The sequence below is a fragment of the Paenibacillus sp. J31R109 genome, from assembly GCF_059692055.1.
This window is the reverse complement of sequence record NZ_JCAUAR010000007.1, coordinates 88437-108884: the sequence shown is the minus strand read 5'-3', so window position 1 is coordinate 108884 and position 20448 is coordinate 88437. Positions and strand designations below refer to the sequence as shown.

The 20448-nt window shown below is 43.5% G+C and carries 19 protein-coding genes; 4 read left to right on the top strand and 15 right to left on the bottom strand.

Annotated elements, in window-relative coordinates:
• The first annotated feature begins 61 nt into the window (after positions 1-61).
• Complete coding sequence (locus AC58QT_RS19085; protein WP_497410400.1) at positions 62-553, top strand: hypothetical protein; 492 nt, start codon at positions 62-64, stop codon at positions 551-553.
• A 42-nt stretch (positions 554-595) separates the two neighbouring features.
• On the opposite strand, the gene AC58QT_RS19080 is transcribed toward AC58QT_RS19085, so the two are convergent.
• The 8 genes from AC58QT_RS19080 to AC58QT_RS19045 all read right to left on the bottom strand — a co-directional run bounded on the left by AC58QT_RS19080 (position 596) and on the right by AC58QT_RS19045 (position 8504).
• Positions 596-2461: a putative bifunctional diguanylate cyclase/phosphodiesterase gene (locus tag AC58QT_RS19080; RefSeq protein ID WP_497410399.1), complete on the bottom strand. Its 1866-nt coding sequence runs from the start codon at positions 2459-2461 to the stop codon at positions 596-598.
• Positions 2462-2651: 190 nt separating this feature from the next.
• Positions 2652-3020: a DUF423 domain-containing protein gene (locus AC58QT_RS19075; RefSeq protein WP_310500588.1), complete on the bottom strand. Its 369-nt coding sequence runs from the start codon at positions 3018-3020 to the stop codon at positions 2652-2654.
• Positions 3021-3055: 35 nt separating this feature from the next.
• Positions 3056-3358: a hypothetical protein gene (locus tag AC58QT_RS19070; RefSeq protein WP_310500487.1), complete on the bottom strand. Its 303-nt coding sequence runs from the start codon at positions 3356-3358 to the stop codon at positions 3056-3058.
• A gap of 98 nt (positions 3359-3456) precedes the next feature.
• The gene (locus AC58QT_RS19065) at positions 3457-4377 is read right to left on the bottom strand and encodes an AEC family transporter (protein WP_497410568.1); all 921 of its coding nucleotides are present in this window, start codon (positions 4375-4377) and stop codon (positions 3457-3459) included.
• Positions 4378-4416: 39 nt separating this feature from the next.
• The gene (locus tag AC58QT_RS19060) at positions 4417-4857 is read right to left on the bottom strand and encodes a MarR family winged helix-turn-helix transcriptional regulator (RefSeq protein ID WP_497281435.1); all 441 of its coding nucleotides are present in this window, start codon (positions 4855-4857) and stop codon (positions 4417-4419) included.
• A gap of 143 nt (positions 4858-5000) precedes the next feature.
• Positions 5001-6602, bottom strand: a complete 1602-nt coding sequence (locus AC58QT_RS19055; protein ID WP_497410567.1) for an extracellular solute-binding protein — start codon at positions 6600-6602, stop codon at positions 5001-5003.
• Between the two features lie 75 nt (positions 6603-6677).
• Positions 6678-7568 (bottom strand): carbohydrate ABC transporter permease, encoded by an 891-nt coding sequence (locus AC58QT_RS19050; RefSeq protein ID WP_497410398.1) that lies wholly within the window; start codon positions 7566-7568, stop codon positions 6678-6680.
• 12 nt (positions 7569-7580) lie between these two features.
• The gene (locus AC58QT_RS19045) at positions 7581-8504 is read right to left on the bottom strand and encodes an ABC transporter permease (RefSeq protein ID WP_497410397.1); all 924 of its coding nucleotides are present in this window, start codon (positions 8502-8504) and stop codon (positions 7581-7583) included.
• A 273-nt stretch (positions 8505-8777) separates the two neighbouring features.
• Between AC58QT_RS19045 and AC58QT_RS19040 the strand changes: the two genes are divergently transcribed.
• The 3 genes from AC58QT_RS19040 (at position 8778) to AC58QT_RS19030 (ending at position 12312) form a co-directional block, all read left to right on the top strand.
• Complete coding sequence (locus AC58QT_RS19040; RefSeq protein ID WP_497410396.1) at positions 8778-11063, top strand: helix-turn-helix domain-containing protein; 2286 nt, start codon at positions 8778-8780, stop codon at positions 11061-11063.
• Positions 11060-11998: a hypothetical protein gene (locus tag AC58QT_RS19035; RefSeq protein ID WP_497410395.1), complete on the top strand. Its 939-nt coding sequence runs from the start codon at positions 11060-11062 to the stop codon at positions 11996-11998. Before AC58QT_RS19040 ends, AC58QT_RS19035 begins: the two co-directional genes overlap by 4 nt.
• Before the next feature lie 74 nt (positions 11999-12072).
• On the top strand, positions 12073-12312 hold the full coding sequence (locus tag AC58QT_RS19030; protein WP_497410394.1) for an NHLP leader peptide family RiPP precursor: 240 nt from the start codon (positions 12073-12075) through the stop codon (positions 12310-12312).
• Between the two features lie 43 nt (positions 12313-12355).
• Here the strand turns inward: AC58QT_RS19030 and AC58QT_RS19025 are convergent, their stop codons facing one another.
• The 7 genes from AC58QT_RS19025 to AC58QT_RS18995 form a co-directional block, all read right to left on the bottom strand.
• A complete protein-coding gene (locus AC58QT_RS19025; RefSeq protein ID WP_497410393.1) occupies positions 12356-14263 on the bottom strand; it encodes an ATP-binding protein in 1908 nt (635 codons plus the stop codon).
• A 139-nt stretch (positions 14264-14402) separates the two neighbouring features.
• Positions 14403-15644 (bottom strand): amidohydrolase family protein, encoded by a 1242-nt coding sequence (locus AC58QT_RS19020; protein ID WP_497410566.1) that lies wholly within the window; start codon positions 15642-15644, stop codon positions 14403-14405.
• Between the two features lie 39 nt (positions 15645-15683).
• Positions 15684-16466: an ABC transporter permease gene (locus AC58QT_RS19015; protein ID WP_497281590.1), complete on the bottom strand. Its 783-nt coding sequence runs from the start codon at positions 16464-16466 to the stop codon at positions 15684-15686.
• A gap of 133 nt (positions 16467-16599) precedes the next feature.
• Positions 16600-17943, bottom strand: a complete 1344-nt coding sequence (locus tag AC58QT_RS19010; RefSeq protein WP_497410392.1) for an FAD-binding oxidoreductase — start codon at positions 17941-17943, stop codon at positions 16600-16602.
• Between the two features lie 20 nt (positions 17944-17963).
• On the bottom strand, positions 17964-18767 hold the full coding sequence (locus AC58QT_RS19005) for an ABC transporter ATP-binding protein (protein WP_497410391.1): 804 nt from the start codon (positions 18765-18767) through the stop codon (positions 17964-17966).
• A 40-nt stretch (positions 18768-18807) separates the two neighbouring features.
• A complete protein-coding gene (locus AC58QT_RS19000) occupies positions 18808-19620 on the bottom strand; it encodes a creatininase family protein (RefSeq protein ID WP_497410390.1) in 813 nt (270 codons plus the stop codon).
• A gap of 100 nt (positions 19621-19720) precedes the next feature.
• Entirely contained in the window at positions 19721-20443 is a 723-nt protein-coding gene (locus AC58QT_RS18995; RefSeq protein ID WP_497410389.1) for an NAD(P)H-dependent oxidoreductase, read from the bottom strand.
• Between the last annotated feature and the right edge of the window lie 5 nt (positions 20444-20448).

Genomic DNA, 20448 nt, shown 5'->3' with positions numbered 1-20448 from the left:
TTGGTCATGATATCATGATATAGTAAAGCTATTGTGTTTTCAGTGCAGTTAGGAGGCAATGATGAACCCGCGGAACTCAAACTCAAGTCCAAAGAATGGGCATTTATTCACCGTAGAGATATTAATTGAAGACGAAACGAATGGCCTTGCAATGGAAAAGCTCCTTCATTTATTAAATGTAGAAACCGTTAAAGATTATCAAATCCTTAAAGGTATTCAGCTAGGTCAACTTATTGAATTGAACACGAAACAAGGAAGTTTAGCTTCCTCACATTCAAATAAAAAGCCTTCCGTTTCTTCACCAGTTTCTACGGTCAGAACGAACCACTCCGAAGCTGCTTTGAACATTGTTGAGCAGCTTGAAAATTTTAAAACCAATAATACCTTGATCCGTTTGACAGTGATTAAAGCACAAGGTATTAAATTGAGCCTTCCTTGTCGCATCCTTAACTTCGATAGCATGAGCCAAAATGTAACCGTTTATCATGTCGATGAGAAGAAGGTTTATCTGTTTAAGCTCAATGAGATTGAGGATTATGTAGCCACTCACTAAACAAAAAGGTACCTTTGCTGATCATCTGCAAGGGTACCTTTTCTATTTAGCTAACGAAACTGCAGACGCCGCTGCAATACCGTTCTTGAGCATGTGTTCCAACTCAACACGGTTAACCGGAGGACTATACCAATAACCCTGCACTTCATTGCATCGATTCTGATATAAGAAATTCAACTGATCTTCCGTCTCCACACCTTCTGCAATGACCTTCAGATTCAAATGGTGCGTCATGGCAATAATTGTCGCCACAATAGCCGCATCATTCGGATCCACCATAATATCTCGTACGAAGGATCGGTCAATTTTCAACTTATCAATGGGAAATTTCTTCAAATAATAGAGTGAACTGTAACCCGTACCGAAATCGTCGATACTTACATTCACACCAAGTGCTTTCAATTCCAGCAGCGATAGAATCGCATGTTCAACATCCATCGTCATACTTTCGGTAATCTCCAGCTCCAAATAGGCTGGGTCCAGCCCTGTCTGCTCAAGAACATGGCTAATTTTCCCTTTTAAATTATGTTGAAAGAACTGTCTCATGGATAAATTCACGGAGATAGGCATAGGGGTATAACCCTCTGATTGCCAGGTTTTATTTTGCTTACATGCGGCTCGGAGCACCCATTCGCCAATGGGAACAATCAATCCGCTTTCTTCCGCTAATGGAATAAAATGATTGGGCATAACCATCCCTTTATCGGGGTGATTCCAACGGATCAAAGCTTCAACACCAACGATACGTCCCGATTCAATCTCGACTTGCGGCTGATAGTACAGTACGAATTCTTCATTAATTAGCGCTTTGCGAAGCTCATTCTCCAGCTTCAACCGATTAATAGAAACAGATTTCATGTCCGAATTGAAGATCTGAAAATCATTTCGACCTTTCTCTTTCGCCCTCGCCAATGCAATATCCGCATATTTCATCAGTGTATCAGCTTCGTCTGTATCATCTGCTGAAATAGCTACACCGATACTCGAAGTGATATGCAACTCGTATTGTTCAAGAAGAAACGGCTTCTCCAAGACACGATTGATCTCTGCAATAACCGTCATTACATCGTTCACATCTTCAACATGTGAATAATAAAAAGCGAATTCGTCACCTTCCGTGCGTGCTAGAAAATCCTGATCAGTTACGCACCGCGTGAATCGCTCTGCTAGTTGAAGCAGCAGCATGTTGCCATAATCATGGCCGAAACTGTCATTAACCAGCTTGAAGCGATTGATATCCAAATAAAACACCGCAACTCTATGCCCATCGGCTTTACACAAACGAAGCCGTTCATTCAGATGATCTCTAAATAACCGTCGATTCGGCAATCCCGTCATATCATCGTAATAAGCCATATAACGGACTTGCTCATCCCCCCGCTTACGCTCTGTCACGTCCTGACAAATCAGAATATTGCCTTTGGCGTGATGATGGATATCGACGGGGACAGCTGTGACGTGTAGATCAACACGATAACCACGCTGATGATGCACAGCAGTCTCAAACGTATATGGAATTCCATTACGGCTTTGCTGTAACTGCCGCTCCGTAAGCTTCAATTGTTCTTCCGTTACAATGCTCGTAAAAGGTCGGTGCAAGAGATCTGTAACCGAGTACCCTAGGATCGATTCCGCCGCTTGATTCATGCGAATGAATTTACCCTCTTCATTTAAAATTCCGATCGCATTGGGGTTATGTTCAAAAAGGGGATCCAGTACGCTGAGATAGGCGTGATCCCTCGGTAGTTCCTTGGAACTCGACTTTACTTGCCGCATCCTATTACCAAACAAGATGTAAAGCAATACAAGTGCACCCAAGAGACAAATCCATGGTGCGTACGGCTTTACGAAAAGACTAACGTATATGGCTGCAAGCACATATATGCCAATATAGAGCCGATTTTTCACGAATTGGCCTCCTTACCTTGTTCTATCTTCGTTAGGGAAGCTTTTCATAGATGTCCGACCTGACTCCCAAATGTTGTCCGATATTCACGCACGAATAACTAATCCTTCTTTATTTCTACAAAGGTAGTGCCATTTCCTGCTAACTTGCCATAAAATGCTAAAAAGAGCCAGATTTCTCTGGCTCTTTCTCCTATTTCAACTTAAGCGCAGCAAGGGCTAGCAGGATCCAGCCGACTAGGAAGCTTAGTCCACCTAAAGGTGTTATAGGCCCAAAGGCCTTGATTCCCGTCAAACTTAATCCGTACAGACTACCAGAGAACAAAATAATTCCGATGAAGATCGCCCAACCAGAAGCAGTTACCAGCGAATTATTTCCTAGCTTGTCCGTAAGCAATGCGACCGCGATAAGAGCAATCGCATGAATCATGTGATAATGAACACCGGTTTGAAAAACATCGATCTTATCCGGAATTTTCGTTTTTAAATAGTGAGCGCCAAATGCACCTAAGGCAACGGATAGGAAGGCATTCAAGCTTCCAATCAGCAAAAACAATTTCATCATAAGACTTTCTTTCCTTTCACAGCTAAAATAAATTACTCGACTTCACCAATATCATGTTGACCCACAATCAATTGAACTGGCTCCAAAAAGACACGCGAAACAGTAGGCATCTCGATTAAATTCACTTCAATATCCTCGATCTTGTAACGAATCGTCTTGCCTTCACGCTTGTCATAGACAACATCGAACTGTTTCAAACCTAGTTGGTGAATTAGAACAGATGAACCGATTGCAACCGCATTCGCTTCATATTCCCCATGTTCAAATAATACCTCAGACATTATCTCATCATTCATATCAACAATCGTAACGTACTGGCAAAATTGGTATCTCATCGTAAAAATCCTCCTTATATTTGGATAATTTTAGGTATAAGTACCCATTCGCCGAAAATTGTCGATATTCCTGCTATTTTCATGATTCCCTATTATGTTCACATAAAATCCAATAAATAGATAACAATTGGAATCGTAAACATACTAAATAGCGTTGATGTAAAGACAGCCTGAGAGGAGAATTCCGCTTCATTTTCATACTCTATGGCCAGCAGTACGCTGCTGAGTGAAGTAGGAACTGCGCAAGATAGAACTAATGCCTTCGCCGTCAAGCCTTCAATCCCTAGCATCCACACGACAAAAAAACCTAACAGTGGTGCAATCGCCAATCGCAGCATATTTGATAATAACACATTTGAGAAGTGAAACTCCCATTTCATTGCGCCGAGCTGTACACCTAAGGTCAACAAGGCCGTTGCCATAAAGGCATTTGCTATGTAATTCAGCGGGATATGAATCGAAGATGGCACCGGCACATGGTAATAACGTAACAAAAGCGCGATGGGAATGGCATAAATCACCGGTAACGAGAGAATCGTTTTCAATGTTGCTTTCCAAGACGCTTTATGTGCATTTAACGTATAAATCCCATAGGTATTTGGGATGAGCGTCTGCATAATCATAATCACGATCTGAATCGCAAGTGTATAGGCATTGCCGCCGAATACAGTTTGATTCAATGGCAGTGCATAATTCGCACTATTATAGAAAATAACACTATTCCGCATAGCAATACGCATGCCGCGTTGCATCTTCTGTATGCGAATGATTACTTCGATGATCGCGAATAACAAGCTGAAAAAAATGGCAAAGAATAAGAGCACCTGCATCAGGATGGAAAGGCTCATTTCGGATTCATAGAGCTTCACAAAAACAAGTGCAGGGGAGAATACATAGAAATTAAGCTTCGACAACGTACGAATATCAATGCGGAAGGCCCGATACATCGTTACGCCAATCGCAATCATAATACAAATGGGAACAATATTATTAATAAGAATATACACAAAGTAATTCATTTGAAAGCCTCGATTCATCGAGAATCCCCAAGATGCTCCTTACATTGAGGCATTCACGCTAGTAATAATTCGTTTCAACTGTGCATTAAAATTGGCAATTTCTTCAGCTGACAAACCACTTGAAGCAAACAGTGTCTGTGGAATGCACAGCGCCTGATCATGCAGGGCTAGCCCTGCCTCTGTGATGCGAATAAGAACAACACGCTCATCTTCCTGCGAACGGTTACGAACGAGAAGCTTCTGGGCCTCCATTCGCTTGAGCATCGGTGTTAGGGTCCCTGAGTCTAGATCCAGCTTCTCACTGAGCTCCTTCACCGTACTTTCCTTTTGTTCCCAGAGTACAAGCAGTACAAGATATTGCGGATAGGTAATACCGAGTTCTTCGAGAAAAGGGCGATACATACGAGTAATCGCTCTGGAGCTCGCATATAGGCTGAAACAAAGCTGATTCTCCAGCTTCAAAAATTCACTACTGTTCATTGTCGTTTCCTTTCTCTCCGTCATATTGTGAACAATCGATTTGCTTCCAATTTAAACAAAAAGCCTCTGACTGTCAATACAAAACGCAAAGAACGCCCCTCCAACAGGCGCTCCTCGGCTGACTCGAATTTATTCGAACTCACTTATTTAATATTTTGACTTTTTACATACTCTAACCATTGCTTCTTGTATTCCGCTTGAATCTTATCCAGCCCAGCTACTTTCGCTTTCTCCATAAATGTTTTCAGACCGCCTTCTACGTCCGCTACAAGCCCTGCTTCAAGTGGGTAGAGGTATTGCTTCTCAACTTGCTCTAACGCCGCTCTTTCAGCTTGATAGCTTGTGTAGTCTTCTGCAAAACCTGTGTATTTATCTGGGGTTGCAATTTTATCTAAATCTGCGAAAATCTTTTTCACGCCATCATACCCTTTGTCAAATAACATAAACTCTGGATTTCTCCATGCCCAACCTTGCATAGCTTCTCTTGGGAAACCATTGCTGTTGCTGTCACCAATCATGGTGTAGTAACCATTATCTACTGTATAGTTTTTGCCTAAAATACCATACTCCGTTAATTGATTATACGTTTTGTCTGTTACCATTTTTTCGTAGAACGCCAGCGCACGCTCAGCATTTTTACTGCTTTTTGGAATCGCGAAGCCATTATGAATCGGGTGTACAGGCTCAGCATGACCTTTGATCATAGGAGCTGGATAGTATTCGAGCTTCCAATCTGGGTGAGTAGAGGCAATTTTGAGCTTCTGATCGTTAAAACGTGTAGGATTATCCCCTAAGTTCGCTGCTGCTTTACCGCTTGTGATCAGGTCTGTCATGGCATCCTTCGTATTCAGAACGTTCTTCGTAATGTAACCGGCGTCTTGCCATTTCTTCATCGTTTTCAATTCATTCAAATGTTCAGGAGAGCCCCAATACAAGCTAACCTCTGATGGTGTCTTATAACCAATGTTTAGCCCATAAGGAACAGCTCCAATAGGGTCGATCGTCAAGTTCTTGTATTGATCAGAAAGACTGCCCTTCACATCGCTATTGGCTGCCAATGGTACCATGTCAGGTACATTTTTCTTAATGCCAGCTAGATAGGCTTCGAAATTAGCCAATGAATCTGGTTTCGGCAAATTGAATTTCTCTCTGAGATCTTCACGCCAGATGAAACCTGTCGTTACATACTCTTTATAAGTGGCAGGAACGGTGAAGATTTTGCCATCAATTTTGACAGCTTCCCACATATCTTTCGGTACAAAGCTATTCAATTTCGGTGCTGCTTTCGGAAGTAGCTCATCCAGTGCTAGGAAGGCTCCTTTTTTCGCGTATGATTGATACTGTGTCCACTCTGCTGTGAAGATCAGATCCACCGCTTGACCGGAAGATAATAGCAGCTTATATTTCTGATCCCAATCCGTCCATGTTGTGAAATTGAATTTGACCGTCGCGTTCAAATCCTTCAAGGCTAACTTGTTAATTTCTTCTTCAATGACAGGAAGATCCTTCGGTGCAGGCCCTAACATGTAGAATTGCAATTCCACTTTCTTCGATGTATCTAGTCCTGTTGGTTTCGCGGTAGCGGCTGCCGCCGTTGCTTCTGGCGCTTTGGTTGCTACTGCTGCTGCGGAAGGGCTCGGAGAACTTGTGGTTGTCGAGCTGCTGCACCCTGCAATAACGGAACCGGCGAGCGCAACGGCAACGGACACACTATACATCTTCTTTGCATTTCTTTTCATGTAAATCCTCCCTTTTATTTGAGTCCATTTAGAATGAGAACAACAATCTATGTTAGCTGACGGAGTGATTCCGTTTCAGTTCTAACCTTTAACAGCGCCTATCGTTAGGCCTTTAACGAAAAACCGTTGAACGAACGGGTACAGGAAAAGAATGGGTCCCGTCACGATGATTGCCATCGCTAGTTTGGTCGATTCCGTCGGAATTTCCTGACTCATCGTCGCACCTGTGCTGATGCCAAGACTGGATACCGCTGCTGCTGTGTTTATGATGTTGTACAAAAAATACTGCAACTCGTATTTGTTCTGATCATTAATGAAAAGCGATGTGGAGAACCAGCTGTTCCAATAATGTAAAGCCAGGAATAACCCAACCGTAGCAATACCGGGCATGGCTAGAGGCAGTACGACACGATAGTAAATGGTAAAATCATTTGCACCGTCAATCTTCGAACACTCCGTCAGCTCTTCAGGAATCGATGACTTAATGAAGCTGCGCATTAATATAATAAGAAAGGGGGACATGAGCCCTGGAAAAATCAGTGCCGCATACGTATCTGTCAGCTGCAGATATTTCGTTATCATGATGTACCATGGGACAAGGCCGCCTCCGAATAGGGTGGTAAAGTAAATATAGAAGGAAAGCTTATTCCGATATTTGAAATCTTTCCTTTGGAGGACATACCCTGCCATGGTCATCATGAACAACCCAAGCACGGTGCCAACCACGGTAACGAAGATGGTAACCCCATAAGCTCTTAACACTTTTTCAGGGTAGGTTAGGACAGCTTTATAAGCCGTTAATGAGAAGACATCCGGAATGAGGTGATAGCCATCGCGTATAATCGAGTCATTATCCGTTAAAGAGCCGGAAATGATAAGCAGGAATGGAAACATACAGACAAGGGAAATCGCGATAATGACGAGATAGGCAATGAGATTAAATGTGACAGAATCAATTCCTTTGGTACGCAAGCGGTTCACCTCCTAGAAGAGTGCATATTCATCGTTAGATTTTTTGATCAAATAATTGACGGTCATGATTAGCGCAAATCCGAAGATGGACTGATATAACCCAGCAGAAGTCGCCATACCGATATCAAACGTCACCTTCAAAGAACGGAATACATACGTATCCAAGATGTCCGTTGCATTGTACAAAATCCCGTTATTTCCAATTAACTGGTAAAATAAATCGAACTGCCCTTTCATAATGCTGCCCAGAGCGAACAAAAGTAAGATAATGAAAGTTGGTTTGAGCATTGGAATCGTGATGGACCAGATTCGTTGAAATATGTTCGCTCCGTCAATCTTCGCAGCTTCGTAATACTCATCACTGATTCCTGTGATCGTGGCTAGATAGATCACCATGGTGTAGCCTACATTTTTCCAGACATAGAACATCACTAGCAGAAAGACCCAGGAAGATGGGGTGTTATAAATATCGACCGGGTTAGATCCCCAGGATTTAAGGGTGGTATTCACGAATCCCGTATCATAATTAAACATGTTGTAAGCGATTGCATTAAGCAGAACAAATGAAATAAAATAAGGTAAGAACATCACGGATTGCGTAAGTTTCTTGAAAAACTTGCCTGACATTTCACTTAATAGGATGGCGCAAAAAATAGCTGTCACATTCAAGAAAACAATGAATGCCAAGTTATAGGCCACTGTATTGCGCGTCAATGTCCACAGCACGCCTGATTTCCATAAGAATTCGAAATTCTCAAATCCTACAAATGGACTTCCGAAAAGCCCCCCATTAAAATCAAAACGGGTAAATGCAAAGTAGATCCCTACCATCGGTACGTACGAATTAATAAAGAAGAAAATCAATGTTGGCGCTATCATGAGAAACAACAATTTATTTTTGTGTAACTCATAGAAGAAACCTTTCTTTCGGATCATGCTGTAGACCTCCCTAGCCTTAATGTATCCTGTTGTTCTTGTCGGTTGCCATAATCGAATTATAGACAGGATCGTATCATCAGCGATACTGAAGATCTGCTAACATTTATGAACGAAATAACCAGTGAAGCTCATTATCGCATATGCACAAACTAAACTTTCATGGAAAAACTGGCTTTTATCGCGCTTTTCAGCCCCCAGGACTATCCGATTCCATTGCACACAGTATATAGTTGGGATATACTTTTTTTACCAAAGGGGGAGACAGATCGCATGATGCTTCGCAATCAAGAGAGCAAATTCATGTATCGCAACATACTGCTTAGTATCGTTTTATCCATTGTCATAACACTGCTTGTCTCCTCAACGATCCTCTATGTTAATTTTGATAATATTGCACTCCAACAAGTGTATGAATCCGATTCCAACTCCTTGCTCCAAACAAGCCAAGAAATTCGAACCATAACGGAAACAGCAACCTCCCTGTCCTTTCAAATTTATCGCGATTTTGTGATCAGTAAATTGTTGTTTTACGATAAACCCGATATCTATGATGTCCAAGGCAGCATGTCGCAATTGAATTTATATCGTCTAGCCATGCCATTCATCGAATCAATTTATGTATATAATGGAAAATCGGAGCTCTTCTATGTCAGCTCTAACAATTTCCAGAGCGGTATCCAAACGAAAGCCACGCTAGGCGATCCTAGCATGATTGATATTCTCGATCATTTTCAGAATTATATCCCTTTCTTACCAATCCCCAGGTATTTCAAAGCAAACGGTCCAAACTCACTTGAATCAACTTCCATCGGGATCTATTCCTATTTGTGCTATGATGCGATTAATTTAAATAATTCCTTAAATTCTGCGGTCGTCGTCAATATTTCTGAATCCTTCTTCAATAAATCTTTGAAAAACGTAGCCAACAATCGAGCAAGCAATGAAATCATTATTAATAAAGAAGGCACTCTCATTTCCACAGATGGGACAAATCCCATCCTGTCCAATTATGCCGATAAGGGTTATATCCAACAGATTATCGCTAATCCATCCTCACCAGGCTATTTGGTGGATACGGTGAATGATACGAAATCATTGATCTCGTACACGGCACCTGATTCTCTAGGTTGGCGTTATGTGCGTACAACCCCCTACACAATTATTACGGAAGAAATCAGAGACATGCGTCTCAAAACGATTTATATCTCCCTCACTATTCTTCTCGTGGGGCTGCTGATTTCACTCATTATGTCTAAACGACTCTTCGATCCCATTGATAAAGTCATTCGAAGCTTAAAAACGTTAGAGATAGAAAAACGTGATAATCTGCAAATTTTGCGGCAAAATTTCCTGAGAAATATTATTATGGGAAGAGACGCTTATCACCCTCAGGCTTTGCAGTCAAAATTAACGTATTTTGGCTCCAACATCACAATCGGACACCCCTCTTTATTGCTTATGGTCAAAATGGATCGCTACGAAGAAAACATGCGCACCTATAAGGATCAGCTTACCTTGCTTCGCTATGCCGTTATGAATATTTGTACAGAGATCAGCTCAACAACCTATCACGCGGAGGGCGTCGATATGGGAGACGATCATATCATCCTGATTCTTTCTGCTAAGGAAGCAGATTTCATCTGGGAGTGCTCTGCTTTTACCGAGTTACTCCAAAACATGCAAGCGTCCATCGCGTCCTTCATTAAGTTATCCGTATCGATCACCGTGAGCCCGCTACAAGATGATGCCAATCAGAGCTTTCAGCTTTACAAACAGCTGCTAGAAGCCTCCTATCATCGCTTGTTTAGAGGCCTTGGCTGTATTATTTCGTCAGAAGAAATCATTGCGTACCGCACCAAAGAGTACAAATTCCCCTCTCAAAAAGAAAGACAGCTTGTCGATTGTCTCATGACGGGTGATTCCGAAGAAGCTGAACGTATCTATACCGAGATCATTTATGAAACGTCTTTATATCCCTACACCGTCGTTCATTTGGCCATTTCCCATCTAACGTTAACCGTCAATAATGTGCTAACGACGATTAATAAGAATAATGCGCTTGCTTTCCCCCTTTATCTGGATGCTGCAGTCGCTTCTCTGACTCACGTAGAGACGATTGAAGAAATCAACGGACAATTCATTGACTTATTTAGGCAGCTACAGAAAAAGTTAGATGAAAAACGAAGTTCCAAACACGTGGAACTCATCAAAAAGATGAACGACATCATTGATCGGGATTATGCGAATCAAAATCTATCCCTCAATTCCATAGCCGACGAGCTAGCGATGTCTTCCATTTATATCAGCCGCTTGTACAAACAGCATACGATGATCGCCATTACCGATGTTATCCAAGATGTGCGCATGCATAAGTCCAAAGATTTACTCCTAAACACATCACTCTCCGTAGCTGAAATCGCTGAAAAAACCGGCTTCACAAGCGACTCCTATTTCTACCGTTTGTTCAAGAAATACAATGGCATCACCCCGAACGATTTCCGCAAGCAGCTGAAATACGAAAATACCCTTCATCAGAAAGGAATTGAAGAACGATGACATGGCTCACTGCACACGAAAACCAATTACACATTGTTTTTGAAGAAGCTAAGGAAGCAGTCCGCCAATTTCCAACGCCATTGGATCAGCTTGGTCTCGCCTATCTAGCCAAATTTGACGCAAGTCGTGAGGGTACTACCAAAAATTATATTTGCTATCTCCTCCCCTATTGGATGGAAGATATCAGTGAACTTCGTGCCGAAACGCTGAATAAGCTGTCACTGGCCAATATATTCGTCATGCTCTATTACTTCATTCAAGATGATATTATGGATGCTGCCAAAGGGGAGCATGCGAGCAAGTTACCTCTAGCTAACTTGTTTCACTTTCAGTTCCTGTCCATCTATAGGGAGCTCTTTCCTTCAGATTCCCCCTTCTGGAGCTACTATGAGACGTATATTCTTGAATGGGCCCAAAGTGTAACAAATGAGCAGCAATCTGATTACTTTTATCAGGACAAATTGCAAATAGCCAAAAAAGCGAGTCCTGTTAAAAATGCCAGTACTGGCGCGCTTCTTCTAGCTAATCAATCGCATCTAATCCCCGCCGTCACAGCTGCGGTTGAGCAAACACTTGTTACCCTGCAAATGTTGGACGATTGGGCAGATTGGGAAGAGGATCTAGAGGATGGATCCTATAATTGCTTATTATCATCCATCCGCAACACATTGCAGCTTTCGACAGCAGATGCCCTTACGCCTGAATTGATCAAAAAGCAGCTTTATGTTCATGATATGTTTGCTGCTTATGCCGGCATTGCGGACGCTCATCACGAGCATCTGCTAAGCTTGGCTGTCGGTATGGGGCAGCTTATCGCTTTCCATGATTCACTCGTACAGAATATCCATCGGGTGGCTAATGAAATCAAAGACAGAAGGGCTGCTTTACTCTCTGGCGGATTCTACTATTTTTTGTCTAATAATGATAAATTTTGATAGATTATTAGATATAGTCATGGTATACTTTTTCTTGTAGGAAAAATTACCCAAATGACTAGGAGTGAATACAAATGTCCACAAATGAAAGCGTAAAAGCCAAAATTATTCAAAAAGCTTGGGAAGATGAAGCCTTTAAACAACAACTTTTAGCCGATCCCAAAGCTGCGCTTAAACAAGCATTTAACATTACACTCCCAAACGATATCAAAGTTAAGGCTGTTGAAGAAACATCAACAGAATTCGTTCTAGTAATCCCTACAAATCCAGCTAAGATATTGGTTACTTCCAATGGTGCAGAAGGTATCTGGTAGTCATATAAAAAAGGTGTCCGCTTCATAAGCGGAACACCTTTTTTCAATTCACAATCACATAGGGGAAACGCATGATGACCTCTGTTCCTGCATACTTTTGACTTTTGAATTCAATGTTGCCTTTCATAATCTCGATAAGCCTGAAGGTGACCATTAAGCCTAAGCCTGTCCCCTTCGTTTTTGTTGAATAATAGGGCTCTCCTAGCTTTGCCAGCTGTATCGGCTCGATCCCCTCACCATTATCTTTGATATGGATAAAGACTTCCTCATTTTTCTTATACGCCCAAATATTAATCTGACCATCCACTTGGAACGCTTCGATACTATTCTTAATAATATTGATCAAGATTTGCTTCAGCTTCGAAGAGTTCCCATAGATATGCAAATCCGCTGGTACGCTGACGGTGATTCTTCCACCATTCAATGTCGCTAAAGGAACAATGATTCCTTCAATCTGGCTAATTTCCTTACTCACATTTAATTCCACGATCTCATCCAGTTGCGGCTTCGCAAAGGTCAGAAAATCAGTAATGATTACTGAAGCCCTATCTAATTCTTCGATCGCAATACTCATATATTCCCTGTTCTTGTCGTCTGTTCTAGCTGCCACAAGCTGCAGAAATCCACGCGTAACTTGAAGCGGATTTCTCACCTCGTGTGCCACAGAAGCCGCTAATGAGCTAATCATTTCCATCTTCTCCGATAGCTGCAACTGATGATTGTAGAATTCAAGTTCTTTCGAATAGTTCGACATCTGCTCCTGATTAATCGCAAATCTCCTACCCAGAATGACGATAAGTGCAATAATGAAGCCAACTACGCCAAATTTCCAAAGGAAAAACTGATACTTTTGATTATTCGCATAGTAGAGAATGAGATCAAACATCCCCATGAGTGCGAAAATAGCAAAGCCAGAAGAGAAAATGACAGCCTCTCTATTGCCTTTTATAACAAAAAAGATAGAAAGTCCTATAATCGTAATAAATTGGATAATCATGATTGCACCTAAGAGGGTAACCGTGAACAAATGATAGGCTCCAATAAATTGATAATCATTGAGTTGATTGAATAAGATTAATACAACACAGAAAGTTGAATACATAATTTGAAACTTACGAAACCATCGAACCCAGTTGAAACGGCCATTGTCGAAAATTTTCTCAAAAAAGTACGTTAATGCTGGCAGTAAGACGGCCAGTGAAATATCAAAAATGTCTAAGAATACAACCCCAAAGCGGGTAAAATTAGCATAGAGAAATGGCGAATAGGTAAGAAAAATTGTGCCTAAGGTTAGAATAATTAAACTTAGAGAAATCCATGTAGCCCGCCCTATTTTTTTCAAGTAAAAGGAACAAATAAGCATGATCACGGCAATAAATAGAAAAGCAAACCCGAGAATAATATTCTGTAAATCACGGAAAATAAATGTTCGCGTCAAGGTGGAGTAATGGTCGATCACGATGTCAGATTGAATGCCTAGACGCTCCATGGAGGTCTGAAGCTTTAGATACACAATCCCTCCAGCGTCTTCTGCACTCAGTGGAAATAGGCTGCGTTGTTGATCCGTAGGAAAATCAAATTTAACCTCATTTAGGAGCCGGCCTCCAATATACACGGACAAATGTTGCGCATAGATACGATCAATATACATGCCATAGTCCTTGGGCAACTGTTTCGGAAGTTGGATGCGTACCCAGGCTGTAGAAACTTTATCTGGCTTATCTGGCATCTCCGCTCCACTCTCGATAGTCATCCATTGATTATCACGTGGCGAAGCCATGATATCCTCGATCTTATCCGTGGGAATTCCCCATAATAACGACCAATTTGGAATCGCTTTCATGCCTTCAGGCTGCTCCGCGAAAACATGATTAGCCATAAATAAAAGCCCAATAAGGAGAACTAACCATGTTTTCCATCGCAATTGATGCTTTAGAAGCAATTGTTGCATGTATTCACCTTCCCCCAAGATGCCTGTAATTTATTTACATTAAATGAATTCGACGGGGGTTTGTGCTTTCCTTCTTAACCATGTAAACATTCTACAAACAAAATGAAACGCCCACCTCATTGTAACAGGCGAGCGTTTCTTAATTGTCAGTGAACCAGAAAGTTTTGGCTGGCAAGGTTTCGGTAATAAGTTGACCCTGACTTACGACATTACGGCACGAAGGTTGCCCCCGAATCAGATCCATTGCCGTCTCACCAGGAAGCATAATGAAACTAGCAGGTAGACCTAATCCTATGCCGTAATCCTTCAATTGTAAGGTTTGGGCAGCTCGTAGGGTAACCATCCGAACCAGCTCAGCTAGTTCCTCACGCCCTGTCATATGGGCTAGATGGGCAGCCATATGAGCCGCTTGCAACATATTTCCCGTACCTAGAGGATAGAATGGCGTCCGGATATCATCATGAGCAACGCTTACATTGATACCAGCCAGCCACATCTCCTTGATGCGAGCAATCCCCCGACCTTTGGGACTACTGTCGAATCGCCCCTGCATAGCACTATTGATTAGCGGACAGCATACGATATGAATCCCCGACCTCGCCACGATGCCCAGCAATTTCTGGAAATACGCTTCACTATAGTAAGCTGTCGCATTCACATGTGCAGCAGTTACTCGTTCTCTTAAACCCGAACGGATGGCTAGATGGGCAACATTTTCTATAAATGTGGCGTGTGGATCATCCGTTTCATCACAGAATACGTGAACGAAGCATCCGTACTTCTCCGCTATCTGGAAGCAGATGTCCAAGGAGGCTTCGCCTTCCGATCGCGTAGACTCCAGATGCGGGACTGCACTTATACCGTCTGCACCTAGCTCCAAGGCAAGTTCGAGCCGTCGTTCGTTATCGGGGCAGGCACGAATCCCATCTTGCGGAAAGGCGATAACCTGCAGTTGCATATAAGGCTTCACACGCTCACGAAGCGCCAGTATCGCTCTTAATGCAGTTAGACTTGGATCTGAAATATCCACCATCGTCCGTACATGAAGGACACCCGATGAGATTTGCATCCGAAGCACCTTCTCTGCACGCGCCATGACGTCATCATACGTGAGTGTCTGTTTGCGCTTCTGCCAAAGGCCTATCCCTTCGAACAGTGTACCACTCTCATTCCAAGTAGGCTCCCCCGCAGTTAATACGGTGTCCAAATGAATGTGCGACTCTACGAAAGGAGGCAAAAGCAAGTGCCCCGTTCCGTCAACCTCTCGCTCTCCGCGATCAGCAACTTCACCCATCGCGACGATTTTACCCTTTGCCACGCCGATGTCTATGGGCCCTTGGAAGGTCGGATCACTGAGTAATCGCACTTGACGATACACCATATCAAGCAAATCAATCACCTCTTACTTATCGCTGTGCGATTAATTATCACGTTTCATTTCTGACTCATGCCAGGAGCTCAAAAGCCATTTCGCAAAGGCATTCACCAACAAGAAGAAAACAATCCCTAACGCGGAAGCAGATAACCCACAAGCGAATAGGTAAGGTGTTTTTAAACGCGCAGCGGCATAAGTAATGGCATAGCCTAATCCACCTTGCCCACCGCCGATACCTGCAATATATTCCCCGACAATGGCACCAACAACAGACAACGTGCAAGAAATTTTCAAGCCAGCCACAATATAAGGAAGTGCGGCCGGAATACGAAGCTTCCACATCGTTTGAAAGCCATTGGCATTATAGAGATAGAATAAATTACTCATATTTTGATCCGTCGAATTGAGTCCGATTAAAGTATTGGATAGCATGGGGAAGAATCCGATTAAGAACGTAATGATCACGATCGCATTCATGCCTGCATCGAACCAGATCACGATCAATGGTGCGATCGCAACAATGGGAATCGTTTGTAGGATAATAGCATAAGGATACACGCTTTTCTCAATCCATTTCGAGCTTGCAAGCAGAATTGCACCCGCAATACCCAGGATAATACTGAGGATAAATCCAAGAACAGCTTCGAACGTTGTCGTTCGCACGGATACCCAAAGCCCGCTCCTGTTCTCAATGGCTGCTTTTACGATATCCGAAGGTTTAGGAACAAGATACACAGGCGCGTTCGTCAAGGCAGCGATTAGCTCCCATCCGCCAATAAAGACAACGAACGCAACTAAAGGTGGCAGTAGCTGTTTGAGCAGCATCATCAAACGGCGACTTAACGGCACCCCCTCCTCCATGCGACTCAACCAAGCTGCACGCTCACGAGCGGGAAATATTTCATCAGGTAATATTTGTAGGTACTTCGAATCGACAGCCATTGCACATATCCCCCCTTCGTTATGACTCACAAATGATTTTGCCAGGATTGAGAAGTCCCTTCGGATCATTCTCCCGTTTCTTGCGTTCCATACTGCCTACTTCGCCACGACCACCTTGGTCGAGCACCCAGGTATGCGGATCGAATATTTTGACGCCAATAGATTCAAAAAATTCGATAATTTCATATAGTCGTTCTTCCGTTGTAAACCTTACAACAGGGAGGGCTGTAGGCGTCACCACGCCACCACTGCGCACCCATTCAACATGCAGATAAACCTCATCGCCGAACTTTGCTTTAATTTGCTTAATTTGTTCTAAGTAGCTATCCACTTTAAACCCTGCTTGCAAATATGTCATCGATGCGTCTGTTTTCATCGCCCACAAAGTCGTGTGGTTCCATGTAAAGTCGGATACACCTATGGTTTTACGGTAGTTTTTGGCCTCAATCACATGACCGATATGTCCGCCAAATTGATGCGCAAGTACATCAACTAACCGCAATGTTTCTTCAGCAAACTCCAGCATAACAGCTGCCATTCCTGGCATAATCACTTTACTAAAGGGTACAAAATAGGAAGGAATCGGCCACTCCATGGGAGCAATGAGTCGTTTGGGAATCACTTCTTCACAAGCGAGAGCCTCACCAAACTGCATCGCCTGCTCGAAAGTAGGGAAATGCGCGATAGCTTGTGCCCATTCGGTGCGCGGTGAAAGTGGAATGGTGACCTCGGTCAAAATACCCGTCGTCCCGTAATTGTGGATATAGTTGAACAATTCTGGACCTGTTACAACGAGTCGCTGTGGTGTTTCTTCCATTGTATAAATAACAGCCTCACGGACGTTGCCATCCCATAGATTTCCATGTGTGATCGAACCAATTCCGCCAGAACCACCACTCACGAAGCCGCCTACCGTTGCCTTCACATACGTACTAGGGTATATGCGAATTTCTTGTCCAACTTCACGTGCCTTCTTATCGATAACCCCTAAACGCACACCACACTGTAAACGAGCTGATCCAGGTCCAATTTCTAGAATCTGATCCATGCGACTTAGATCCAGCACGATCCCTTTCTGTAAAGGAACGGCCTGACCGTAATTACCAGTCCCAGCACCGCGTACTGTCACAGGAATTCCATGGTAATAGCCAAACGCCAAAGCCTTGGCCACATCTGCTTCATTGCGGGGCAGCACGACGACATCAGCCGATGCGATCCCCTCCAGCCTACGATTAAGCACAGGAGAGTACCAGTAATAATCCTTAGAAAGCTTATCTCTTGTTTCTTGATCAATGGATACGATTTCTTTCCCTAACTGCTCTTCGATCTCATGAACCCAGGTAACTTCCGCTTCTGTGGACATGCCGTCTTCACCCTCTCGTCTTAATGGTCCAAAGCGTCATTCACAATGCGCACTAAATCGCTAAACTGCGATGTTGTTCGGTAGGTTTCATCTCTTGGAAAAGGAACTGGAATATCGATCCGTGCTGAGATTTTACCAGGTCGAGGTGTCATAACAACGACACTGGTTGATAAAAACACGGATTCGAACACATTATGTGTCACGAATAACACGGTCATCGATTTATCCTGCTGCCAAATATTGAGCAGCTCCATTTGCAAAGTTTGACGCGTAATTTCGTCCAACGCACCGAACGGTTCATCCATCAGCAGCAGCTTCGGCCTCGAAATTAGCGCACGCGCGATGGATACGCGCATTTTCATACCACCAGAAAGCTGCCTAGGCAGTACTTTCATGTAATCCTTCAAGCCAACAAGCTCAAGCACTCGCTCCGCTTCTTGTTGTTGGGTCTTCTTATCCACTCCGCGTAATTCCAGCGGAAGCTTCACATTCGCTTCAACCGTCGACCAGGGTAAGAGCGTATGATCTTGAAACACAAAAGCGATGTCACTTTGCTTGCGCGCTTCCTTCGGTGTTGTTCCAAAGACATCCAAGGAGCCTTTGCTTGGTTTGGATAAGCCTGTAATGATTTTGAAAATCGTCGATTTCCCACAACCCGATGGGCCTACAAAGCATAAGAATTCACCTTCTTGAATGGCCAGGTTAACATCCTGCAGGGCAATCGTTCCATTCGGGTAAGTCTTGGAGAGATTCGTCATACTCACGAAAGTAGAACTTGCGGTTTGTCGGCTAGCTGTATCCATTAGAGAAGAATTTTTCGACATGTGTGTCATCTCCTATACGTGTTTGTTTGGCTTACCCGATCTACTTACTAATTTTGAGCGATTGCATATCGAAGGCTTGAAAGGCAAGCAACGCCTCTGCGATATAAGTCCCATACTTTTCCGTCATGGCCTCACCTTTGGCCATTGTTGCTGCGGTGGCATCTCCGGATATGCCGGTATGCGAGAGATCATCCATTACCCAAGCAAAGGCACGATTCCGAAATGCCAAATAACGGGATTCCGGGTAATTGGGGTACTCCGTTGGCGCTACCTCCATGTTCACCCAGTGCGGCATCGCCGCCATGACGATGGATGTTTCCATATCACCGGCATGAATGCCCGCCTGTTTCTCCAGCGGTGTTATCCATTCATCAGCACCGCCGAGTCCACCTGGATCTAAGCGAAACACAGCTAAACCCGTTTCGATGCGAATTTCCCTACCCATCATGTTCAACAGATCGGTATTCCCGCCATGCGAGTTAACGAGAACGAGCTTCTCGAAGCCGCTTTGCCGAAGGCTTTTGGCAATATCCATCACGACAGCCATTAACGTTGTTGCCGATAAGGTGATCGTACCCGCATGACCTAGATGCTCCGTACTCTTTCCGTAGGGAATCGCTGGAAGCAGCCATATGTTCGAATGGTCAGGAAGCTGCTCGAAAGCTTCTGTCAACAGTACTTCCGAGATTAATGTGTCGGTAAACACCGGCATATGTGGGCCGTGTTGCTCAACAGCCCCGACTGGCAGCACGATTAAAGCATTTTCCTTGGGAATCTCAGTCACTTGAATTTTACTAAGGCTTGGGAAGAAGCATTGATCCCAGGCTTTCCCTTGATAGCGATTGAATGTCATGCTGAGCACCTCCTGTAACATGGATCATCTATTTGTGAAAAAAGAACCAAGCTCTGCAAAGAGGGTTCTTTCTGCTTTCCAATTTTTAATGATGCAAGCCTTAGGCTTTCTTAGTTCGAAACTGCTTGATAGCAGCAGCTATGTCCGCTACTCGCTCACCTAATCGCGCCGCCATCAGCAGCTCTCTAGGATCTGGAGAAAGTGAACTATCTGGCCCAGCTAAAGTGGATGCCCCATAAGGCGAGCAGCCGATCGCATCAGCCGTTAAGTACTCCGGATTTTCTGAATAAGGCAATCCCACGAAAATCATACCAAAATGAAACAAAGGGACCATCGAGGTTAATATGGCTGCTTCATGTCCCGTATGAATGGACGCTGTACTATTAAATATGCCGGTCGGCTTGCCCTCCAGGGCACCCTCGATGCAAAGTTCACCAGCCATCTCAAGGAACAATTTAACTTGCGCCGGCATCGAGCCGTAATACGTCGGGAATCCCCAAAGGATCCCATCAGCCCAACGTAGGTCATCATTTGTCACGATTGGGATTTCTTTTTGCAGCGCTAGCGCAGCTTCATACTTCTGATAACGATCCGTTAGACGAAATTGCTTCGATAACGTTGAACCGCTCGCTGTCTTCTCCTGCATCGCAGAGCGTCTATCTTTATCAGCTGTAATTACACGATTCACATCCGCAGCCATTTCGGGGATACGCACAATTCGTACAGGATGCGCACCTGATTGGCTGGCACCATCTGCAACGGCTTGCGCCATCTGATACACATGACCAAAGGCACTGTAATAAACAACCAACAGATTAGCCATCTTGA